General features: G+C 68.3%; 16 protein-coding genes. 5 read left to right on the top strand and 11 right to left on the bottom strand.

Annotated elements, in window-relative coordinates:
- The first annotated feature begins 59 nt into the window (after window positions 1-59).
- Both recO and parC read left to right on the top strand, forming a co-directional pair.
- Complete coding sequence (recO, locus tag ACOQOP_RS06180) at window positions 60-833, top strand: DNA repair protein RecO (protein ID WP_420565450.1); 774 nt, start codon at window positions 60-62, stop codon at window positions 831-833.
- Window positions 830-3085 (top strand): DNA topoisomerase IV subunit A, encoded by a 2256-nt coding sequence (parC, locus tag ACOQOP_RS06185; protein ID WP_420565451.1) that lies wholly within the window; start codon window positions 830-832, stop codon window positions 3083-3085. The genes recO and parC overlap by 4 nt, the downstream gene beginning before the upstream one ends.
- Window positions 3086-3293: 208 nt before the next feature.
- Here the strand turns inward: parC and ACOQOP_RS06190 are convergent, their stop codons facing one another.
- The 3 genes from ACOQOP_RS06190 to motA form a co-directional block, all read right to left on the bottom strand.
- Entirely contained in the window at window positions 3294-4028 is a 735-nt protein-coding gene (locus tag ACOQOP_RS06190; RefSeq protein ID WP_420565452.1) for an arginyltransferase, read from the bottom strand.
- 9 nt (window positions 4029-4037) lie between these two features.
- Complete coding sequence (locus ACOQOP_RS06195) at window positions 4038-5192, bottom strand: flagellar motor protein MotB (protein WP_420565453.1); 1155 nt, start codon at window positions 5190-5192, stop codon at window positions 4038-4040.
- A gap of 102 nt (window positions 5193-5294) precedes the next feature.
- Window positions 5295-6155 carry a flagellar motor stator protein MotA gene (gene motA, locus ACOQOP_RS06200; RefSeq protein ID WP_420565454.1) on the bottom strand — a complete coding sequence of 287 codons (861 nt, stop codon included), beginning with the start codon at window positions 6153-6155 and terminating at the stop codon, window positions 5295-5297.
- 166 nt (window positions 6156-6321) lie between these two features.
- Between motA and ACOQOP_RS06205 the strand changes: the two genes are divergently transcribed.
- Complete coding sequence (locus ACOQOP_RS06205; RefSeq protein ID WP_420565455.1) at window positions 6322-6810, top strand: flavin reductase family protein; 489 nt, start codon at window positions 6322-6324, stop codon at window positions 6808-6810.
- Between the two features lie 8 nt (window positions 6811-6818).
- Here ACOQOP_RS06205 and ACOQOP_RS06210 read toward each other — a convergent pair whose 3' ends face one another.
- Window positions 6819-8069 (bottom strand): threonine ammonia-lyase, encoded by a 1251-nt coding sequence (locus ACOQOP_RS06210; protein WP_420565456.1) that lies wholly within the window; start codon window positions 8067-8069, stop codon window positions 6819-6821.
- A 268-nt stretch (window positions 8070-8337) separates the two neighbouring features.
- On the opposite strand from ACOQOP_RS06210, the gene ACOQOP_RS06215 reads away from it, so the two are divergent.
- Entirely contained in the window at window positions 8338-8970 is a 633-nt protein-coding gene (locus ACOQOP_RS06215; protein ID WP_420565457.1) for a hypothetical protein, read from the top strand.
- Window positions 8971-9012: 42 nt separating this feature from the next.
- Here ACOQOP_RS06215 and ACOQOP_RS06220 read toward each other — a convergent pair whose 3' ends face one another.
- The 4 genes from ACOQOP_RS06220 to ACOQOP_RS06235 form a co-directional block, all read right to left on the bottom strand.
- Window positions 9013-11400, bottom strand: a complete 2388-nt coding sequence (locus ACOQOP_RS06220) for a penicillin acylase family protein (protein WP_420565458.1) — start codon at window positions 11398-11400, stop codon at window positions 9013-9015.
- A gap of 40 nt (window positions 11401-11440) precedes the next feature.
- Window positions 11441-12970 carry an aldehyde dehydrogenase family protein gene (locus tag ACOQOP_RS06225; RefSeq protein ID WP_420565459.1) on the bottom strand — a complete coding sequence of 510 codons (1530 nt, stop codon included), beginning with the start codon at window positions 12968-12970 and terminating at the stop codon, window positions 11441-11443.
- Window positions 12967-14157, bottom strand: coding sequence for a CaiB/BaiF CoA transferase family protein (locus ACOQOP_RS06230; RefSeq protein ID WP_420565460.1), 1191 nt, complete (start codon window positions 14155-14157; stop codon window positions 12967-12969). Before ACOQOP_RS06230 ends, ACOQOP_RS06225 begins: the two co-directional genes overlap by 4 nt.
- A 96-nt stretch (window positions 14158-14253) precedes the next feature.
- Entirely contained in the window at window positions 14254-15411 is a 1158-nt protein-coding gene (locus tag ACOQOP_RS06235) for an MFS transporter (RefSeq protein ID WP_420565461.1), read from the bottom strand.
- Window positions 15412-15536: 125 nt separating this feature from the next.
- Between ACOQOP_RS06235 and ACOQOP_RS06240 the strand changes: the two genes are divergently transcribed.
- A complete protein-coding gene (locus ACOQOP_RS06240; protein WP_420565462.1) occupies window positions 15537-16451 on the top strand; it encodes a LysR family transcriptional regulator in 915 nt (304 codons plus the stop codon).
- A 1-nt stretch (window position 16452) separates the two neighbouring features.
- Here ACOQOP_RS06240 and ppa read toward each other — a convergent pair whose 3' ends face one another.
- The 3 genes from ppa to ACOQOP_RS06255 all read right to left on the bottom strand — a co-directional run bounded on the left by ppa (window position 16453) and on the right by ACOQOP_RS06255 (window position 18459).
- Entirely contained in the window at window positions 16453-16992 is a 540-nt protein-coding gene (ppa, locus tag ACOQOP_RS06245; protein ID WP_420565463.1) for an inorganic diphosphatase, read from the bottom strand.
- 81 nt (window positions 16993-17073) lie between these two features.
- Window positions 17074-17553 carry an anti-virulence regulator CigR family protein gene (locus ACOQOP_RS06250; RefSeq protein WP_420565464.1) on the bottom strand — a complete coding sequence of 160 codons (480 nt, stop codon included), beginning with the start codon at window positions 17551-17553 and terminating at the stop codon, window positions 17074-17076.
- Window positions 17554-17661: 108 nt separating this feature from the next.
- On the bottom strand, window positions 17662-18459 hold the full coding sequence (locus ACOQOP_RS06255) for an FAD binding domain-containing protein (protein WP_420565465.1): 798 nt from the start codon (window positions 18457-18459) through the stop codon (window positions 17662-17664).
- Between the last annotated feature and the right edge of the window lie 39 nt (window positions 18460-18498).

Here is an 18498-nt window from a genome sequence, read left to right on the forward strand (position 1 = left end):
CCGACCCTGACTTGCGTCAGGATGACGGGTGTCGCTACCGCCCACGGCCGTCCGACCCCATGATCGACTGGACCGACACCGGCATCGTGCTGTCCGCCCGCCCGCACGGCGAGGGCTCCGCCGTCGTCACCCTGCTGACCGCCGAGCACGGCCGCCATGCGGGCTTGGCGCGCGGGGCCTTCGGCGGCCGCGGGCGCGGCGTGTACCAGCCGGGCAACCGGGTCACCGCCGAATGGCGCGCCCGCCTCGCCGAGCATCTGGGGACCTGGGCCTGCGAGCTGGACACCGGCTACGCCGCCGGGGTGATGCACGACCCGCTGCGGCTGTCCGGCCTGTCGGCGGTCTGCGCCGTCGCCGACGCCGCCCTGCCGGAGCGCGAGCCGCATCCCCGTCTGTACGAGGCGCTGGGCGCGCTGCTGGAGGTCATGGCCGACGACAGCCTCGGGGATGCCTGGATCGCTGTCTATGTGCGCTGGGAGATCGGGCTGCTGGCCGATCTCGGCTACGGGCTCGACCTGGACACCTGTGCGGCCACCGGCACCAATGACGATCTCGCCTATGTCAGCCCCCGCTCGGGCCGGGCGGTGTCGCTCGCGGCGGGCGAGCCGTATCGCGACAAGCTGCTGACCCTTCCCCGATTCCTTGTCGGAAATCCTGGGAGTCGCGGCGGCGGCGATTCGGACGATCTGTTCGCCGGCCTGGCCCTGTCCGGGTTTTTCCTTGAGCGCCATGTATTTGCGACACACGGTCGGCAGCCACCGCCGGCACGGACGCGATTCGTTGAACGGTTCGCCGAGCGCGCTACAGTATCTGGTGGAGGTTCCAACGCATGAGCACGACATCTTCTGATTTGCCGCCGCCCCCCCCGAGCGAGCCCGGCATCGTCCGCGACACCTGGCTGGCCGATGCGCTGAGCGAGCGCTATCTGGCCTATGCCCTGTCGACCATCATGGCGCGGTCGCTGCCGGATGTGCGCGACGGGCTGAAGCCGGTGCACCGGCGGCTGCTGTTCGCCATGCGCCAGCTCCGCCTCGACCCGGACAGCGCGTTCAAGAAGTCGGCCCGCGTGGTCGGCGACGTGATGGGTAAGTTCCACCCGCACGGCGACGCCGCGATCTACGACGCCATGGTGCGTCTGGCCCAGGATTTCGCCGTGCGCTATCCGCTGGTCGACGGCCAGGGGAACTTCGGCAACGTGGACGGCGATAACGCGGCGGCCATGCGCTACACCGAGGCGCGGCTGACCGAGGTCGCCCAGCGTCTGCTCGACGGCATCGACGAGGATACGGTCGATTTCCGCGCCACCTATGACGGCGAGGGCGAGGAGCCGGTCGTGCTGCCGGCGGCCTTCCCGAACCTGCTGGCGAACGGCGCCCAGGGCATCGCGGTCGGCATGGCGACCTCCATCCCGCCGCACAACGTGGACGAGCTCTGCGACGCCCTGCAGCATCTCATCAAGCATCCGGACGCCCGGATCGAGACCCTGGTGGAGAAGGTCTCCGGCCCGGACTTCCCGACCGGCGGCATCCTGGTGGAATCCCGCGAGGCGGTGACCGAGGCCTACCGCACCGGCCGCGGCTCGTTCCGCGTGCGCGCCCGCTGGGAGGTCGAGCGGCTCAAAAACGGCACCTGGCAGGTCGTCGTCACCGAGATCCCCTACCAGGTGCAGAAGTCGCGGCTGGTCGAACGCATGGCCGAGCTGCTGCAGGCCCGCAAGCTGACCCTGCTGGGCGACATCCGCGACGAGTCGGCCGCCGATATCCGCCTGGTGCTGGAGCCGAAGAGCCGCAACGTCGATCCCGACGTGCTGATGGAGAGCCTGTTCAAGCAGACCGACCTGGAGAGCCGGGTCTCGCTGAATCTGAACGTGCTCGACAAGGACAACGTGCCCCGGGTGATGAGCCTGCCCGAGGCGCTGAAGGCCTTCCTGGATCACCGCCACGAGGTGCTGATCCGGCGCACCAACCACCGGCTGGCCAAGATCGCTCACCGGCTGGAGGTGCTGGGCGGCTACCTGATCGCCTTCCTAAACCTCGACGAGGTGATCCGCATCATCCGCGAGGAGGACGAGCCGAAGGCAGAGCTGATGCGGACCTTCGAACTCACCGACGTGCAGGCCGAGGCGATCCTCAACATGCGCCTGCGGTCCCTGCGCAAGCTGGAGGAGATCGAGCTGCGCAAGGAGCATGAGCAGCTCTCGGCCGAGCGCGACGACCTCACCGACCTGCTGGGCGACGAGGAGCGCCGCTGGAAGGTGGTCGGCCAGCAGATCGGCGACATCCGCCGGGAGTTCGGCAAGTCCACCGAGATCGGCCGCCGCCGCACCGAGATCGGCTCGGCGCCGAGTGCCGTGATCATCCCGACCGAGGCCATGGTCGAGCGCGAGCCGATCACCGTGATCTGCTCCGAGAAGGGCTGGATCCGGGCGCTGCGCGGCCATATCGGCCCGGACCAGGAGGTGAAGTACAAGGAGGGCGACGGCGAGCGGTTCCGCGTCCATGCGGAGACCACCGACAAGATCCTGGTCTTCGCCACCGACGGTCGGTTCTACACGATCGGCGGCGACAAGCTGCCCTCGGGCCGCGGCCATGGCGAGCCGATCCGCCTGATGATCGACCTCGCCAATGACGAGGACATCGTCACCATCTTCCCGCACCGTCCCGGCGAGAAGCTGCTGGTCGCCTCGAGGGAAGGGCGCGGGTTCATCGTGCCCTCCGACGACGTGCTGGCCCAGACCCGGGCGGGCAAGCAGGTGCTGGGCACGGATGCGAAGTCGAAGGCGCGGGTCTGCATCCCGGTCACCGGCGATACGGTCGCCGTGGTCGGCACCAACCGTAAGCTGCTCGTGTTCGACGTGGCCGACCTGCCGGAGATGGGCCGCGGCAAGGGCGTGATCCTGCAAAAGTACAAGTCCGGCGGTACCCTGGCCGACGTGACCGTGTTCAAGGCGGAGGAGGGACTGTCCTGGTCGCTCCAGGGCGGACGCCGGCGCACCGAGACTGACCTGTCCACCTGGCGCGGCAAGCGGGCCGGCTCCGGCAAGATGCCGCCCACGGGCTTCCCGAGACCGCCGCGGTTCACGTAAGCGAACCCGTATCCCCGCGCGCACCCGTCATCCCGGCGAGCCCCGGACCTGATCCGGGGGTCGGCCGGGACCCAGCCGCCCTCGCCAGGGTCCCGGGCAGCCTCCGGATCAGATCCGGAGCCTCCCGGGATGACGGTATTTTGAAAGTAACTTCCGACCTCACCCTTGTCTGTTGGCGAGGTGCGAAGATGGGTTTGGACGGACGGAGTTACTCCTCCACCGGCGCCGAATAGGTCTGCCACCCGTCCGGGCCGAGAAGTTCGACCGGGCGGTACATCGTCTTGTACGACATCTTCCGGCAGCCCTCGATCCAGTAGCCGAGATATACGTAGGGCAGCCCCGCCTCGGCGGAGCGGCGGACCGCGTCGAGCACCATGAACCGGCCGAGCGCCCGCTTCGGCGCCCCCGGCTCGAAGAAGCTGTAGACCGCGGACAGCCCGTCGTCCTGGTGGTCGATCAGGATCGTCGCCCAGAGCGCCCGCCGGGCGTCACGGTACTCGATGAGCGAGGACTCGATCGGCGAGCGCTCGACCATCGCGGCGTAGTCGGCCTCGTCCATCAGCGCCATCTCGCCGTCGCCATGGCGGCCGGACTGGTAGCGCGAGAACAGGTCGAACTGCTCCCGGGTCGCCTCGTTCGGCACGACCTCGCCGGTCAGGTCCGCATTGGCGCGCAGCACCCGCCGCTGCCCCTTGGTCCAGTCGAAATCCGCCACCCGGATCCGTACCGGCACGCAGGCCCGGCAGCCTTCGCAGGCGGGACGGTAGGCTAGGTGCTGGGTGCGGCGGAAACCGGCCCGGGCCAGGGTGTCGTGGGCATGGCGGCCGCGCCGGGTGGAGAGGTCGCAGACTAGGCGCCGCTCCTGCCGGCCCGGCAGATAGGGGCACGGCATCGGCAGCGTATGGAAGAAGGTCAGCGGCGGAGCAAGGGTTGCGTCATGCATGCGGGGTGATCAGCCTCCCACCCGTGGGGCAGGGGCCCCGGTATCGTTCAGGACCGGCGCCCCGGTGTCATTCGACGCCGCCGGTGGTGCACTGGCAGGCGCGGCGCGCGGCGTCCCCGGAGGCGCGCCGTCGTCATTCGCCCCGCCGGGCGCGGTTCCCCCGGCCGGCGTGCCGCCCACACCCACGCCCGGGGTCGAGCCGGCGACCGACGGGTCGAGCAGGTTCAAGTTCTGCGCCTGTTCCGGGGTCAGGTTCTTCAGCACGATGCTGATCCGGCGGTTCGTGGGATCGGCCGGATCCTCCACCAGCGGCTCGCGGTCGGCCCGGCCAGCCACCTTCTCGATGCGGCCGCTCGGGATGCCGTTCTCCTCCAGCACCCGGCGCGAGGCGTTGGCCCGGTCCGAGGACAGCTCCCAGTTGGTGTAGGTCGAGCCCGGGGCGAACTGCGAGCTGTCGGTATGGCCCGAGATCTCGATGTTGTTCGGCATCTTCTTGATGACCTCGGCCACCTTCTCCAGCAGCGCGCGGGTCTGGTCGTACATGGCCGCACTGCCGTTCGGGAACAGGGCAATCCGCTCCTGGTCGATGAGCTGGATGCGCAGGCCCTCGGGCACGGCCTCGATCTTCAGGGACTCGCCGGCCTCGGCCAGTTCGGGCGTCTGTTCGATCGCCTCCTTCAGCGCCGCCTCGGCCTCCTCGAACTGCTGCTGCTCGCGCTCGCGCAGCATCTGCTCCATGACCTCCTGGTTCACCGTGCCTTCCTCGTCCTCACGGGAACCGAGGCGGGACTCGATGTTCTCAGGGTCGTCGGAATCCGGATCCAGGGATTCGGTGCGCTCCGCCTGCGGGCGGGCGACCTGCGGGGTGGAGATCATCGGCGGCGAGGAGGCGGATTTCAGCGCGCCGGGAACGGTGATCGACGTGCCACCGAGAACGCCGCCGGAGCCCGAGCGGGTCGAGCGGCTGATGGCGGTCGGGTCGAAATAGTTGGAGATACCCATCTTCTGCTCCTCGGTGGTTGCGTTCAGCAACCAGAGCAGCAGGAAGAAGGCCATCATCGCGGTCACGAAGTCGGCATACGCCACCTTCCAGGCGCCGCCATGGTGCCCGCCATGGCCGCCTTTCTTGACCTTCTTGATGACGATTGTGGCGTGGTTGTCCACCGTTCGCGTCCCCTAATCGTGACCAGTGGCTACGCTCTTGCAAAGTCGGTGCCGAACCCGGCGGCGTCAACCCCCCGGCGGCCCCTCAGGCAGGCCCGCGGATCAGACCGGGGGAAGCGCTGCAACGGCTTCTTCCACCTCGAAAAAGGACGGCCGGTCCTTGGACAGCAGCGTCTTGCGGGCGAACTCCACCGAGACGGCCGGGGCATAGCCCGACACATGGGCGAGCAGTCCGGCGCGGATGCAGGCCATGTATTTGGCATCGGCGTCGAACGTATTCTTCATGGCCGCGGCGAGCGGGCTGACGAAGCCATAGGCCAGCAGAATCCCGAGGAACGTGCCGACCAGGGCGCCGCCGATCAGCTTGCCCAGCACTTCCGGTGGCTCGGTGATGGAGCCCATGGTCTTGATGATGCCGAGCACGGCGGCCACGATCCCGAGCGCCGGGAAGCCGTCGCCCATGGTCTGGTAGGCGCTCTGTACCGCGGCATCCTCCGCGTGGTGGGTCTCCAACTCCTCGTCGAGCAGATCGGCCAGCTCATGCGGGTTGTCGGTGCCCAGGGTCATCATGCGCAGGTAGTCGCACAGGAATTCCATGGAATGATGGTCGGCCGAAAATTTTGGAAAGGCTTGGAAGAGCGAACTCTCCTCAGGTCTTTCGATGTGGGATTCGATCGCGAGCATGCCCTTCGTCTTCGCCAGCTTGAAGATGGCGTAGAGCAGCGAGAGCAGCTCCAGATAATCGTCCTTGCTGTATTTCGGGCCCTTCAGCGCCGACTTGAAGCCGTAGCCGGCCTTGGCCAGGATGTGCTTGGGGTTGGCGACGATGAAGGCACCGACGCCGGCGCCGCCGATGATCACGAGCTCGAACGGCTGCCACAGCGGCGCGAGCTTGCCGCCCATCGCCATATAGCCGCCGATAACACAGACGGTAACGACCACCCATCCGATGATAATGAACATCCTCGGCCCCGCTCGCGATTCTGCCGCTTTGCCATGTACCGCTTCCGGTACGATGAAACAGAATACCCGGTATTGGACGTATTCGCGAGCCTTTCGCGGCGCGGCAGTTTGAAACAGTCTGCCCAGCGCGCTATGTAGCGAAGCTGCGCCGTTACGCGAGGTTCCGATGACCGCCCCAGCCGACGTGTCGCCCGGAGATTTCCGGGCCGTTCTTGGACGCTATGCGACGGGCGTGACCGTGGTGACCACCCGCACGCCCGAGGGGGAGCCCGTGGGCCTGACGGTCAACAGCTTCACCTCCGTCTCGCTGGCGCCGCCGCTGGTGCTGTTCTGCCTGGATCTGGAGGCGGGCAGCCTGCCGGCCTTCCAGAGTGCGGAGGGTTTCGCGGTGAACATTCTGCGCGCCGACCAGGAGGCGGTGTCCAACCGCTTCGCCGACCCGCTGGCCGCCCGGTTCGACGGCTACGGACTGGCGGACTGGTCGACCGGCGCGCCGATCCTGGCCGATGCCCTGGCAGCGCTCGACTGCACCGTGCATGCCCGCCATGACGGCGGCGACCACGTCATCCTGGTCGGGCGGGTGCAGCGGCTGGCGGTGCTCGACGACGACGAGCCGCTGATCTACTGGCGCGGCGCCTACCGCAAGCTCGGCTGAGCGGCGGGTCAGCCCGCCTCGGTGCTCAGCAGTCTGGCCTCAATGCCGAGATCGGCGAAGCGGGCCAGGATCTCGTCCACATGCTCCGGATTGCGGGTCTCCACCACGACGTCCAGGTCGGCGTTCTTGATCGGCGTGTCCTGGAACATGCGCTGGTGCAGGACCTCCACGATGTTGCCGCCGGTCCGGCCGATGGTCTCCGCCACCGTCGCCAGCATGCCGGGCTCGTCATGGATCTCCAGGCGCAGGCGGATCAGCCGCCCGTCGCGCACCAGCCCGCGCATCAGCACCGAGGAGAGCAGGCGGGAATCGATGTTGCCGCCGCAGATCACCGTCGCCACCGCCTCGCCGGCGAACCGCTCGGGCGCGTGGAGCAGGGCGGCGATGCCGGCGGCTCCCGCACCCTCGGCCACCACCCGCTGCTGTTCGACCAGGAGCTGGACCGCCCGCTCGATCGCCCGCTCCGGCACCAGGACGATCTCGTCGACCAGCTCGGCGATGATCCGGCGGGTCAGGACGCCCGGCTGCTTGACCGCGATGCCCTCGGCCAGGGTGGAGCCGCCGGCCCGGTTCGGCAGGCCCTTCACCGCGTCGTACATGGAGGGGAAGCTGTCCACCTGGACGCCGACCATGCGGACGTCCGGGCGCAGCGCCTTCAGGGCCACGGCCATGCCGGCCATCATGCCGCCGCCGCCGATCGGGACGATCACGCTGTCCAGATGCCCGGCATCGGCATCGATCTCCAGGCCGAGAGTGCCCTGGCCGCGGATGATGTCCGGATCGTCGAAGGGATGGACCGGGACCAGACCCTCCTCGTCGATCAGCGCCTGGGTACGGGCGACGCAGTCGGCGACGGCACGGCCCTCCAGCACGATCCGCGCCCCATGGGCCCGGGTGCGCTCCACCTTGGAGAAGGGCGTGGTCGCCGGCATCACGATCGTCGCCGGAATGCCCAGCCGGGCGGCGTGATAGGCCACACCCTGGGCATGGTTGCCGGCCGACATGGCGACGACCCCGCGCCGGCGCTCGGCCTCGCTCAGCCCCTGCAGCTTCACGAACGAGCCGCGCACCTTGAACGAACTGGTGTGCTGCAGGTTCTCCAGCTTCAGCGACAGGGAACATCCCAGCGTGGCGCTCAGGATCGGCGCCTCGATCAGCGGCGTGCGCAGGACGGCGCCGTCGAGCAGACGGGCGGCGTCCTCCACCATGGCCAGGGTGACCGGGAGGTCGGCGGAAAAGGTGTCGGGTGCGGTTGTCATGGCGGCGGGATCATACGCGCGGGTTTCGGGAACGGAAGCGATTCCGGTCGCTTGCTGAAAACACGCCTGATGTGACTCCGATTTTCCCCGGCTCCAGGAATCCTTCGATTGGATTCCGCATTGCAAAATGATAGATCTATACGGTCAGGGGAGAGGGGAGCGGGCGCCGTTTGGTGACCCGCCTATTTGTTGCCTTTACGTGGAGGCGTCCTTGTCTGGCAGTCGCGTTCAGCATCGGCTACGGACCACTGCGGCGTGCGCCGTAGCGGTGGCAGCCCTGTTGTGCCTGGCGATGCCGGCCGGCGCGCAGACCCTCACGCCCTCCCAGACGCTGTCCAACACCCCGGCTCCGGGAACGGCGGCTGCCTCGTCGGACACCCCGCCGGCGGCCTGGTACGTCGTCGGCAGTTTCGACCGGGACAGCCAGTCCGACATCGACGGCTTCGTCGGCTTCGACGACCGTCAGGTGCTGGCCGACGAGGGGGCGGGCGGCGTCGGCCTGGGGCTGACCTTCTCCAATGCCGAACCGGACCGGACGCTGAGCTTCACCGCACCCTCGACCGATCTGGGCGGCGATGCCGAGGATCGGTTCACCTTCCTGGTGTCCGGCGCCTATGACTGGCACACCGGCACCATCGTCACGCCCCGTTTCATGGCCGGGGTCGGCGTCAGCTACCTCAACCCGAATGCCGTCCCCACCCGGCTTCGCCAGGACGGTGGGGCGGGCGGCGAGATGGCGCCGGCCATGCAGGTGGGAATCGGCGCGGATGTCAGCCTGTCCTCCTCCCTCGACCTCAGCGCGGAATACCGCGCCTCGGTGCGCGGCGCCGCCGAACCGGGGGCCGACCCGGAGCCCCAGGTCGATCAGAAATTCATGATCGGCGCCAAGCTGCGCTTCTGATCTCGCCTTAATATCGCCGCATAACTCTCTGATTTTTGGCCGTTAAGGCGACAGGGTCAGTTCGTGAGTCGGCTCCTCCTGGGCGACGAGGCGCAGACCCTCGTTGCGGGCCCAGGCCTCGTGCCAGGTCAGGCTCATGGGCGACAGCAGGTTGCCCGACGGGCCGAGGGCCGCGACGAAGCGCGAGTTGCTCAGATCCGCCAGGTCGTAGATCACCCGCAGGCCCGCCCCATGCCGGTGGCGGAACGGATCGTCGGCCGGACCTGAGTAGCTGCCGCGGGACACGGTGTAATCGCCGCCGCCGGTCGACGTTCGGGTCGTCAGCATCGGGCCGATCAGCGGAATCCGGGTCCACAGCGGATGGGAGAACCAGGCGCGATGCGCCGTCCCCCAGCTCCAGGCCTCGATGTCCTGGCCGTGCAAGCGGGCGAGGAGGGCCAGCGCATCCTCATAGGCGCCCGCGACCATCTCGGCACAGCTCTCCGTGGTCTGAGCGGTTCTTGTGTCGTCGCAGAAGCCGTCCCCGGTGCGCAGGATCTGCAGCAGGGTCGCTGCCCGGGCCCGGCTGTAGTCTTCCATCAGCGGGCCCAGTTCGTCGGCGAACAGGCGAGCATTCAGCGCCTCGACCCAGGCGGCGAAGATCAGCGGCTCGGCCCGCTCGGCATCCATGGCGCCGTCCCAGCCGCGCAGCAGGTCGGCGGCGCGGACCTCCAGGCCCTTGCCCTCGGCGCGGGGCAGGTGGGCAAGCATCAGCGGCAGCAGGTCCCGGGCGAACAGCGAGACGGTGTCCATCTGCATCGCCGCCATGCCGCCGGGCGACCGGTCGCCTCCGGTCAGCATCTCCACAATCCGGCGGGCGCGATACGGCGCGTCGAAGGAGCGGGCGATGAACAGGTCGGGATTGGCGCCGACCACCCGCTCGTTGGCATTCACCAGAACGTTGCCCTCCAGGTCGATGGCCTGGGGCAGGGCCTCGAACGGCGCCCAACCGGTCCAGTCGTGGGTGCCGGTCCAGCCGGGGCTGGGGTAGAACCCGTCGCCCGAGGCCCGCAGCGGCACCCGGCCGGCTGAGATCATGCCCATCCGGCCGGCGGTGTCGGCGAACATCGCGTTCTGCTGCGGCGCGTGGAACTTGCGCAGGGCGCGGACGACCCCGGCGACATCGATCGCCGAGCCCAGCTCGAACAGTGCCTGGGAGGTATCGTCATCCTCGGTCAGGGAGGCCGAGGCCAGGGCCAGCACCGTTCCGTCGGCCGCCGCGTCGGCCGCGTCGGCCAGGGCGTCGGAGACGACCGGGCCGTGGCGCGTCTTGCGCACCATATGCTCGACGGTCTCGTCATCGACACCGATACGCTCGACCCGGGTCTCGAACGGCGCCGAGCCTTCGGGGGTGAGATAGCGGGTCGGATCGGCCGGATCGATCCGCTCGACGAACAGGTCCTGGGTGTCGGAATGGGTGGTGGTGAAGGTCCAGGCCACCGCCCCGTTATGGCCGATCACCAGGAACGGCACGCCGGGCACGAAGGCGCCGACCCGCAGGTAGCCGGGGGATTCGACCCGGGCGAGCCACCACAGGTTCGGGCTCTGCAGACCCAGATGCGGATCGCCAACCAGGATCGGCCGGCCCGACGGCGACAGCAGACCATCCACCGCCCAGGCGTTGGAGGCGCGGCGGGGTCGCAGGATCTCCGGCAGGGCTTCCTGCAGCCGGGCCAGCCGGCTCTCGCCGACCAGATCCAGCGCCGAGAGGTCCGGCGCGGTAAGGCCGCCGTCGCTGCCCTCGAACGGGGCGTAGAGCAGGTCGATCTGCTCGGCGCTGAGGCCGGCCTTCAGCATGCGGGCCCGGGTGATCTCGCTGAACCAGTTGCCGGCGAGCTGCAGCGACATCAGCCGTCCCCAGACCAGGCTGTCGGCCGGCTCCCAGGGCTCGGGATCGATGCCGGCGATCAGAAACTCCGGCGGCAGCGGACCGCTGCGGGTGGCCAGGTAGCCGTTCACCCCGGCGACATAACTGTCCACATGGGCCTTGGCACGCTCGGACAACCGCGTGTAGGCGATCTCCGCCAATCGGCGCAGGCCGAGCGTGCGCAGCATCTTGTCGGTGGACAGGGTCGCCTCGCCGACGATCTCGGACAGGCGGCCGGCGCCGGCGCGGCGCATCATCTCCATCTGCCACAGGCGGTCCTGGGCATGGGCATAGCCCAGCGCGAAGCTGGCGTCTTCGGGGCTGGCGGCGCGGATGGTGACGGTGCCGGCCTCGTCGCGCTCGATCAGCGCCGGGGCGGACAGGGCGGCGAAGCCGACGATCTCGCCGTCGGTTTCCGGCAGGGAGCCCTGGAGCCAGAACAGCCCCAGGGCGCCGAGGAAGTTGAGTCCGAGAAAGACGAGGACCGCGCCGATCACGAGGCGACGGATCAGACTGGAGCCCATGCCTCTCTCTCGCTCTGTCTCTACGCGGTCCTGCCGGTCATCAGGTCTTGTTGAAGATGACCGTCTTCTTGTGGGTGAAGTGGTCCAGCATCGCCTCCAGGGTGGCTTCCTTGCCGAGGCCGGAATTCTTCACGCCGCCGTAGCTGAGGCCCGGCTGCACGACCAGGTTCTGGTTCACCTGGACGAAGCCGGCCTCCAGCTTCTCGGTCACGTTCAGCGCCGCGTGCAGGTCGTTGGTCCACAGGGTGGCCGCCAGCCCGTACTCGGTGTCGTTCGCCGCCGCGACGACCTCGTCCAGGTCGGTCCAGCGGATGATGCAGGTCACCGGGCCGAAGATCTCCTCGCGGGAGAGGCGGCTGTCGTTGGTCATCTCGGTGAACAGCACCGGACGCACGAACAGACCGTCCTTGAACTTCTCGTCGGTCGGCATGGCCGAGCATTCGATCGGCTTGGCACCCTTCTCGGATTTGCCGTGCTCGATATAGCCCTTCACCTTCTTGAACTGCTCCGGCGAGATGATGGTGCCGATATCGGTCTTCTCGTCCAGCGGATCGCCCATGACCATGGCGTCGACCTGGGCGCGCAGCTTTTCCACGAAGGTGTCATAAAGGCTGTCATGCACGAAGATGCGGCTGGCCGCGGTGCAGGACTGGCCCTGGCGGGTGAAGCGCATGCCGACCACGGCGCCGTTCAGCGCCTTGTCGATATTGGCGTCGGCCATGATGATCATCGGCGACTTGCCGCCCAGCTCCAGCGTGACCGGGATCAGCTTCTCGGCGGCGGTCTTGTAGACGATCTTGCCGGTCTCCACCGAGCCGGTGAAGGTCACCTTGCCGACCTTCTTGTGCTCGACCAGCGGGGCGCCGCAGTCCGGACCGAAGCCCGAGAGCATGTTGAAGACGCCGGCCGGCAGGATGGAATTCATGATCTGGCAGACGCGCAGCACGGTGAGCGGCGCTTCCTCGGCCGACTTCACCACCACGGCGTTGCCCGCCAGCATGGCCGGGGCGATCTTCAGGGCCATCAGCAGCAGCGGCACGTTCCACGGGATGATCGCGCCGACCACGCCGATCGGCTCGCGCACCGTGATGGTGAGCATGTCCGGATGGTGCGGGACGGTTTCGCCCTTCAGCTCCGAGCCGAGGCCGGCATGGAAGTGGAAGGCGTCGGCCAGGATGGAGGCTTCCACCCGGCTCTCGGTGCGCAGGGCCTTGCCGGTCTCCAGCGCGATCAGCCGGCCCAGCTCCTCGACATGCTCCTCCAGCGCCTCGGCGCATTTGTAGAGCAGCTTGCCGCGGTCGCGAGCGCGCATCTTGCCCCAGGCCTTCTGCGCCTTGTGGGAATCCTCGACGGCCCGGTTCACGTCCTCGGCATCGCCGGCGGCACCGAAGCCGATGATCTCGCCGGTGGCCGGATAGATCACCTCGAAGGTCTTGCCCGACGCGGCCTGCACCAGCTTGCCGCCGATCAGGTGGCGGCCGCTCAGCGCCTTGGCCAGGGCGTAGGGGTCCAGGTTCGGCTCGAGCGACGGCTCCTGGCCGTAGTCGAGATCGCTCACCATCAGGTTCATTGTTCGATCTCCCTCAGAATGGTCTCGCGGTCTTGGTCCAGGTTCGGAGCCGGAAGCCGCGTTTTCGGGTCGGCATAGCCGGAAATCTTGATCGGGTTGCCGACCACCTTCATCGGGCCGGTGACCGGATCGTCCACGGTGACGACCATGTTGCGGGCCGCCGTCTGCGGATACTCGACCGCCTGGCCGATGTTGTTGATCGGACCGGCCGGCACGCCGGCGGCGTCCATCACGGTCATCCAGTGGGCGGTCGGCTGGGTCTTCAGCACCGCTTCCACCTCGTCCTCAAGCTCGGTGACGTGGGTCGCCCGCAGGTCGTTGGTGGTGTAGCGGTCGTCGGTCTTCCACTCCGGCTTGCCCAGGGCATCGGCCATCTTGTGGAACAGCCCGTCATTGCCGGCGGCGATGATGATGTGGCCGTCGGCGGTGTTGAAGGCCTGGAACGGGGTGATCGACGGGTGCCGGGCGCCGAGCGGGCCGGGCGCCTTGCCGGTCACGAAATAACGCATGGCGGCGTTTTCCAGCAGCGCGACCTGACAGTCGAACATGCCGATATCGACCTTGCGCGCCTCGCCGGTCATCGCCCGGCCGAACAGGGCCGACATCACGCCGATCGCGGTGAACAGGCCGGCGCCGATATCGCCGATGGAGGTGCCGATGCGGGTCGGCGGCGAGCCCTCGTGGCCGGTGATGCTCATGATGCCGCCCATGCCTTGGACGACCATGTCATAGGCCGGGCGCGTCATCTCCGGGCCGGAATGGCCGAAGCCGGAGGCGGCGGCATAGATCAGCTTGGGATACTTGGCGTGGAGCGTGTCCCAGCCGTAGCCGAGCTTCTCCATGGTGCCCGGGCGGAAGTTCTCGACGATGACGTCGGCCTTCTCCAGCAGCTTCTCGAAGGTGGCACGGTCGCCGTCGTCCTTCAGGTTCAGCGCGATGCTCTGCTTGCCGCGGTTCACCGACTGGAAATAGGCCGACTTGCCGTTGACGAAGGGACCGTAGTGGCGGGCGTCGTCGCCGGTGCCGGGGGTTTCAACCTTGATCACCCGGGCGCCGAGCTCGGCCATCATCAGGGTGCAGTAGGGACCCGCAAGGATGCGGCTCAGGTCGACGACGGTGATGCCGCTGAGCGGTCCGGCCTGTGTCTGGGCCGACGATGTCCCGGCCGCTGTCTGCTCCGCTGCCATGCGGGGCTCTCCCTTCCTGGATTACACGCTTTTGGGCGGTTTTAGACCACGGGCGGGGAGGCGACAAGCCGGGGAGCGTCCGATCGGGACCGCCGGTTACCGCTCCAGCCGCCTGGCGCCGAGAACGACCGCTAGGGCATAGGCCAGCGCGCAGGCGGCGAAGAACCCGACCGGCCCCAGACCCTGCAGCAGGAGACCGGAAAGCGGGGTGGCCAGGGTCGAGGCTATGCCGTAGATCGCGGCGAAGCATCCGACCGCCGCCGCCAGGGCGGCCCCGCGATGGCGGTCCCCCAGAACCGTCAGCCCGCCGGTATAAAGGCCGTAGTTCGCCGCCCCCCAGACCATGAGCGTAGCGGCGACCGGCCAGATCCCGATCCACTCGGCCCCCGCCACGACCGCCGTGGCGAGGGCGGAGATCAGGCAGCAGGCCATCAGGGTCGGTCGGCGGCCCAACCGGTCCAGGCAGATCCCGATCACCGGCTGGCCGAGGACGAGGCCGATATGGAAGACGGCCACCAGCCCGGCGCCCTCGGCCGGAGAGAAGCCCTGGCGCAGCGCGATGACCGGCAGCAGGGCGATGATGATCGCGTCCACGGCGGAGGCCAGGAACACGAGGACCAGGACGCTCCCATCGCCTCGCAGCGGGGCCAGCATTGCCCGCAGCGGGGCCGGAGTGACGCAGGCGCTGACCGGGCGCCGGGCGGCCAGCAGGGGACCCAGGGCGAGGAGCACCACCACCGCACAGCCGAGCAGGAGGGTCTGGGCCTGATGGGGATATCCGGCGACCACGGCCGGGCCGGCGACGAAGCCGAACGCGGTCACCGAGCTGTACAGACCCATCACCCGCCCCCGCTGATGCATCGGCGTCACCGTGGTGAGCGCGGTCTCGGCGATGACGAACAGGAAGTTCGCCCCGATGCCGAGCACGAACCGGGCGGCGAACAGGCTCCAGAAGCCGTCGGCGATCGACAGGGCCGCAAGGGATCCGGCCATCACCGTGATCCCAAGAGGCGGCAGCAGCCCCGAGTCCAGCCACCGGTACAGCAGCGGGATCAGGGCGATGCCGGTGAGCAGGCCTAGGCCGGTCGCCGCCGCGTTCAGCCCGTTCACCGCGTCCGCGGCCGTGCCGGACAGCAGGATCCCGAGCAGCGGATAGGTCGTCCCGAGCGCCATGCCGTAGACGCCGACGCCGAGAATCATCGCGACCACCACGAGGCGGGCGGGGGCGTTCCAGTGGGCGGTGGCGGCGGTCATAAGGCAGGCTCCGGTGGGACGACGCGCCGGATCGGCCCGGCGGGGAGCTCTCAGATACTGTGAGGAAACAGGGGGCTCAAACGAGTATATATCTCTCAAGAGATACTTTTTGTTATACTCGGGGGATGAGACGTCTTCCGAACCTCAACGCGGTGCGCGCCTTCGACGCGGCGGCCCGGCACGGCAGCTTCTCGGCGGCGGCCGACGAACTCGGCGTCAGCCATGCCGCGGTCAGCCGCCATGTCCGCAACCTGGAGGCCGAACTTGGCGTCGAGCTGTTCGAGCGCCATGCCCGCCACGTGGTGCTGACGGGCGAGGGCAGCCTGTTCGCCCGCACGGCCGCCACCGCGCTCTCGTCGCTGGAGGTCGGTACGGGCCGGATGCGGCGCGGCGGGGCGGGGACGGTGGTGCTGGACGTCGAGTCGGATTTCGCCACCCGCTGGCTCATGCCCCGCCTGGCCGGCGGCGCGCTGGATGCGATGGGGATCAATGTCGACCTGCGGGTCCGGCCGGATCCGCCGCGCAGCGTGCTGGGCGACGCGGACCTCGCGGTGACCTGGGGACAGGCCTACTGCACCGGCTACCGGTCCCGACCGTTCCTCTCGTTCTTCCCGGTGGTCGTCGCCGCACCGGATCTGATCGCGCGCGGCCCGGCGCCGGGCGACCCGACGTTCTTCCTGGCGCACCGGCTGATCCACGAGCGCGGGCTGTACTGGTGGAAGAGCTTCCTGGATCTGATGGGATTGAGTGTGGAGGACGCGGACCGCCACCTGTTTCTCAACCGCTCGCATCTGTGCATGGATGCGGCCGTCCGGGGGCTCGGCCTCGCGATCGGCGACGACATCATGTGCCGCGAGTATCTGGAACAGGGCAGGCTGCAGACGATTTCGGGGCCGACGATGCGGCCCCGGGATCGGTATTTTCTGCTGGAACCGGAAGCCGGCCCGCTGTCGCGCCCGGCACGGATCGTGAGGGACTGGCTGATGGCGGAGGCGGACGGTCAGGCCCGCTATCGCCGCAGCCTGGAGGCGGCCGCCTGACTTACTCGGCGGCCTTCTTCTTGGCGGCCTCGATGCCTTCGCTGATCAGCTTCATGGCTTCCTCGGCGTCGCCCCAGCGGTCGACCCGCACCCACTTGCCGACCTCGAGGTCCTTGTAATGGGTGAAGAAGTGCTTGATCTGGTCGGTCAGGATCGCCGGCAGATCGGTCCAGGAGGCGACGTCCGAATAGTACGGGTGCAGCTTGTCGACCGGCACGGCCAGGATCTTCTCGTCCATGCCTTCCTGGTCTTCCATGATCAGCACGCCGACCGGGCGCACGTTGATGACCGCCTTGGGCATGATCGGGTTGCTGCCGACCACCAGCACGTCCACCGGGTCGCCGTCATTGGCCAGGGTATGCGGCACAAAGCCGTAATTGCACGGGTAGGTCATGGCAGTGTGCAGGAAGCGGTCGACGAACAGCGCGCCGCTGTCCTCGTCGAACTCGTACTTCACCGGGTCGGAGCCGAGCGACACCTCGATCAGGACGTTGACGTCGTACGGCGGGTTCTTGCCGATGGGAATGTGGGAGATGCGCATGGGAAAGTCCCCGGGGCTCGCGTGAAGTGGATTTTGTTGCGCTGCGACATAAACCGCCCGCGAGCCAAGGGCAAGGCGCTATTAGTTGCGCACCACGTCTTTGAGGATGTCGGCGACAATCCGCGTGCCGATCTCGATCAGCACCACGTCGGTGCCGACGGTCTCCAGGGAATAGCCCCGCGGGATCGAGAGCTGACGCAGCAGATCGTTCGGCGCCGCCTTCTTGGCGATGCCCGGGGGCAGCGGCTTGCCGCGGGCCAGGTTCTTGGCGATCCCCGGGGGCAGGGACGACACCGGCTGGCGGTGGGTCTGGAAGTAGCGGGTGATGGTGGTGCGCTCGGCATCACTCAGCAGCACGCCGGCCAGGACCGCGCCGGCCGCTGCCGCAGCGGCCACGCCGTCGGAGGTGTTGCCGGATCCGCCGCCCTGGTTGCCGGGCTTTCCGGCATGGGCGGGCTTGCCGTTGCCGGCATTGCCCGGCGCCTTGTCGTTCTTGGCGAAGGCCGGGCCGGCAAGGGCGACAGCCAGGGCTGCGGTAAGGATGATCGGCTTGAACGCCATGGGGAAATCTCCTGAAAGCTCAAACGTCTGACGATATCACAAACGCCAAAGCAAAAGGCCGGTTCCCCTATGAGAACCGGCCCCGCCATCAGAAATTCCGTCGGACGGTCAGGAAAGGGCGGCGACCGCCCGCTTGGCCATCACGGTAATCAGGTGCGAGCGGTACTCGGCGCTCGCGTGGATGTCCGAGTTCAGCGTGTCGGCATCCACGGCCACATTGGCAATGGCGTCGGCCGAGAGGTTGGAGGACAGGGCGCTCTCCATCTCCGGCACCCGGAAGACGCCGTCCTGGCCCGCACCGGTCACGGCGACTTTCACGCCGCCGCCGGTCTTGGCGACGAATACGCCGACCAGGGCATAGCGGGAGGCCGGATTGATGAACTTCTGGTAGGCCGCCTTCTCCGGCTTGGGGAAGGACACCGAGACGATCATCTCGCCGTCCTCGAGCGCGGTCTCGAACAGGCCGGTGAAGAACTCGTCCGCCGGGATCTCGCGCTTGTCGGTCTTGATGGTGGCGCCGAGCGCCAGACAGGCCGCCGGATAGTCGGCCGCCGGATCGTTGTTCGCCACCGAGCCGCCGATGGTGCCGCGGTTGCGGACCTGCGGATCGCCGATGCCGCTGGCGAGCTTCGCCAGGGCCGGGATCGCCGACTGCACGTCGGCGGAACCGGCGACGGCGCCGTGGGTGGTCATCGCGCCGATGGTGACTTTGTCACCGGACACGGTGATGCCCTTCAACTCGCCGATGGCCCCCAGGTCGACCAGATCGGAGGGCTGGGCGAGACGCTGCTTCAGCGTCGGCACCAGGGTCATGCCGCCGGCCACGAAGGTGCCGTCCTCGGCCCCGCTGCGGGCAGCCACCGCATCGGCGACGGACGACGGCTTGTGATAGGCGAAATCGTACATGGCTTATGTCTCCTGTAACCCTTGGTCAGGTCATCTGTC

Origin of the sequence: Thalassobaculum sp., from assembly GCF_965223715.1 — a bacterium.
Classification (GTDB): Bacteria; Pseudomonadota; Alphaproteobacteria; order Thalassobaculales; family Thalassobaculaceae; genus Thalassobaculum.

Bases quoted from the DNA above. Each gene is read 5' to 3' on its own strand.
- motA (WP_420565454.1), bottom strand. From the start codon at position 6,155: ATGTTCATTATCATCGGATGGGTGGTCGTTACCGTCTGTGTTATCGGC.
- ppa (WP_420565463.1), bottom strand. From the start codon at position 16,992: ATGCGCATCTCCCACATTCCCATCGGCAAGAACCCGCCGTACGACGTC.
- ACOQOP_RS06210 (WP_420565456.1), bottom strand. From the start codon at position 8,069: ATGACAACCGCACCCGACACCTTTTCCGCCGACCTCCCGGTCACCCTG.
- parC (WP_420565451.1), top strand. From the start codon at position 830: ATGAGCACGACATCTTCTGATTTGCCGCCGCCCCCCCCGAGCGAGCCC.
- ACOQOP_RS06255 (WP_420565465.1), bottom strand. From the start codon at position 18,459: ATGTACGATTTCGCCTATCACAAGCCGTCGTCCGTCGCCGATGCGGTG.
- ACOQOP_RS06240 (WP_420565462.1), top strand. From the start codon at position 15,537: ATGAGACGTCTTCCGAACCTCAACGCGGTGCGCGCCTTCGACGCGGCG.
- ACOQOP_RS06220 (WP_420565458.1), bottom strand. From the start codon at position 11,400: ATGGGCTCCAGTCTGATCCGTCGCCTCGTGATCGGCGCGGTCCTCGTC.
- recO (WP_420565450.1), top strand. From the start codon at position 60: ATGATCGACTGGACCGACACCGGCATCGTGCTGTCCGCCCGCCCGCAC.
- ACOQOP_RS06235 (WP_420565461.1), bottom strand. From the start codon at position 15,411: ATGACCGCCGCCACCGCCCACTGGAACGCCCCCGCCCGCCTCGTGGTG.
- ACOQOP_RS06205 (WP_420565455.1), top strand. From the start codon at position 6,322: ATGACCGCCCCAGCCGACGTGTCGCCCGGAGATTTCCGGGCCGTTCTT.
- ACOQOP_RS06250 (WP_420565464.1), bottom strand. From the start codon at position 17,553: ATGGCGTTCAAGCCGATCATCCTTACCGCAGCCCTGGCTGTCGCCCTT.
- ACOQOP_RS06225 (WP_420565459.1), bottom strand. From the start codon at position 12,970: ATGAACCTGATGGTGAGCGATCTCGACTACGGCCAGGAGCCGTCGCTC.
- ACOQOP_RS06190 (WP_420565452.1), bottom strand. From the start codon at position 4,028: ATGCATGACGCAACCCTTGCTCCGCCGCTGACCTTCTTCCATACGCTG.
- ACOQOP_RS06230 (WP_420565460.1), bottom strand. From the start codon at position 14,157: ATGGCAGCGGAGCAGACAGCGGCCGGGACATCGTCGGCCCAGACACAG.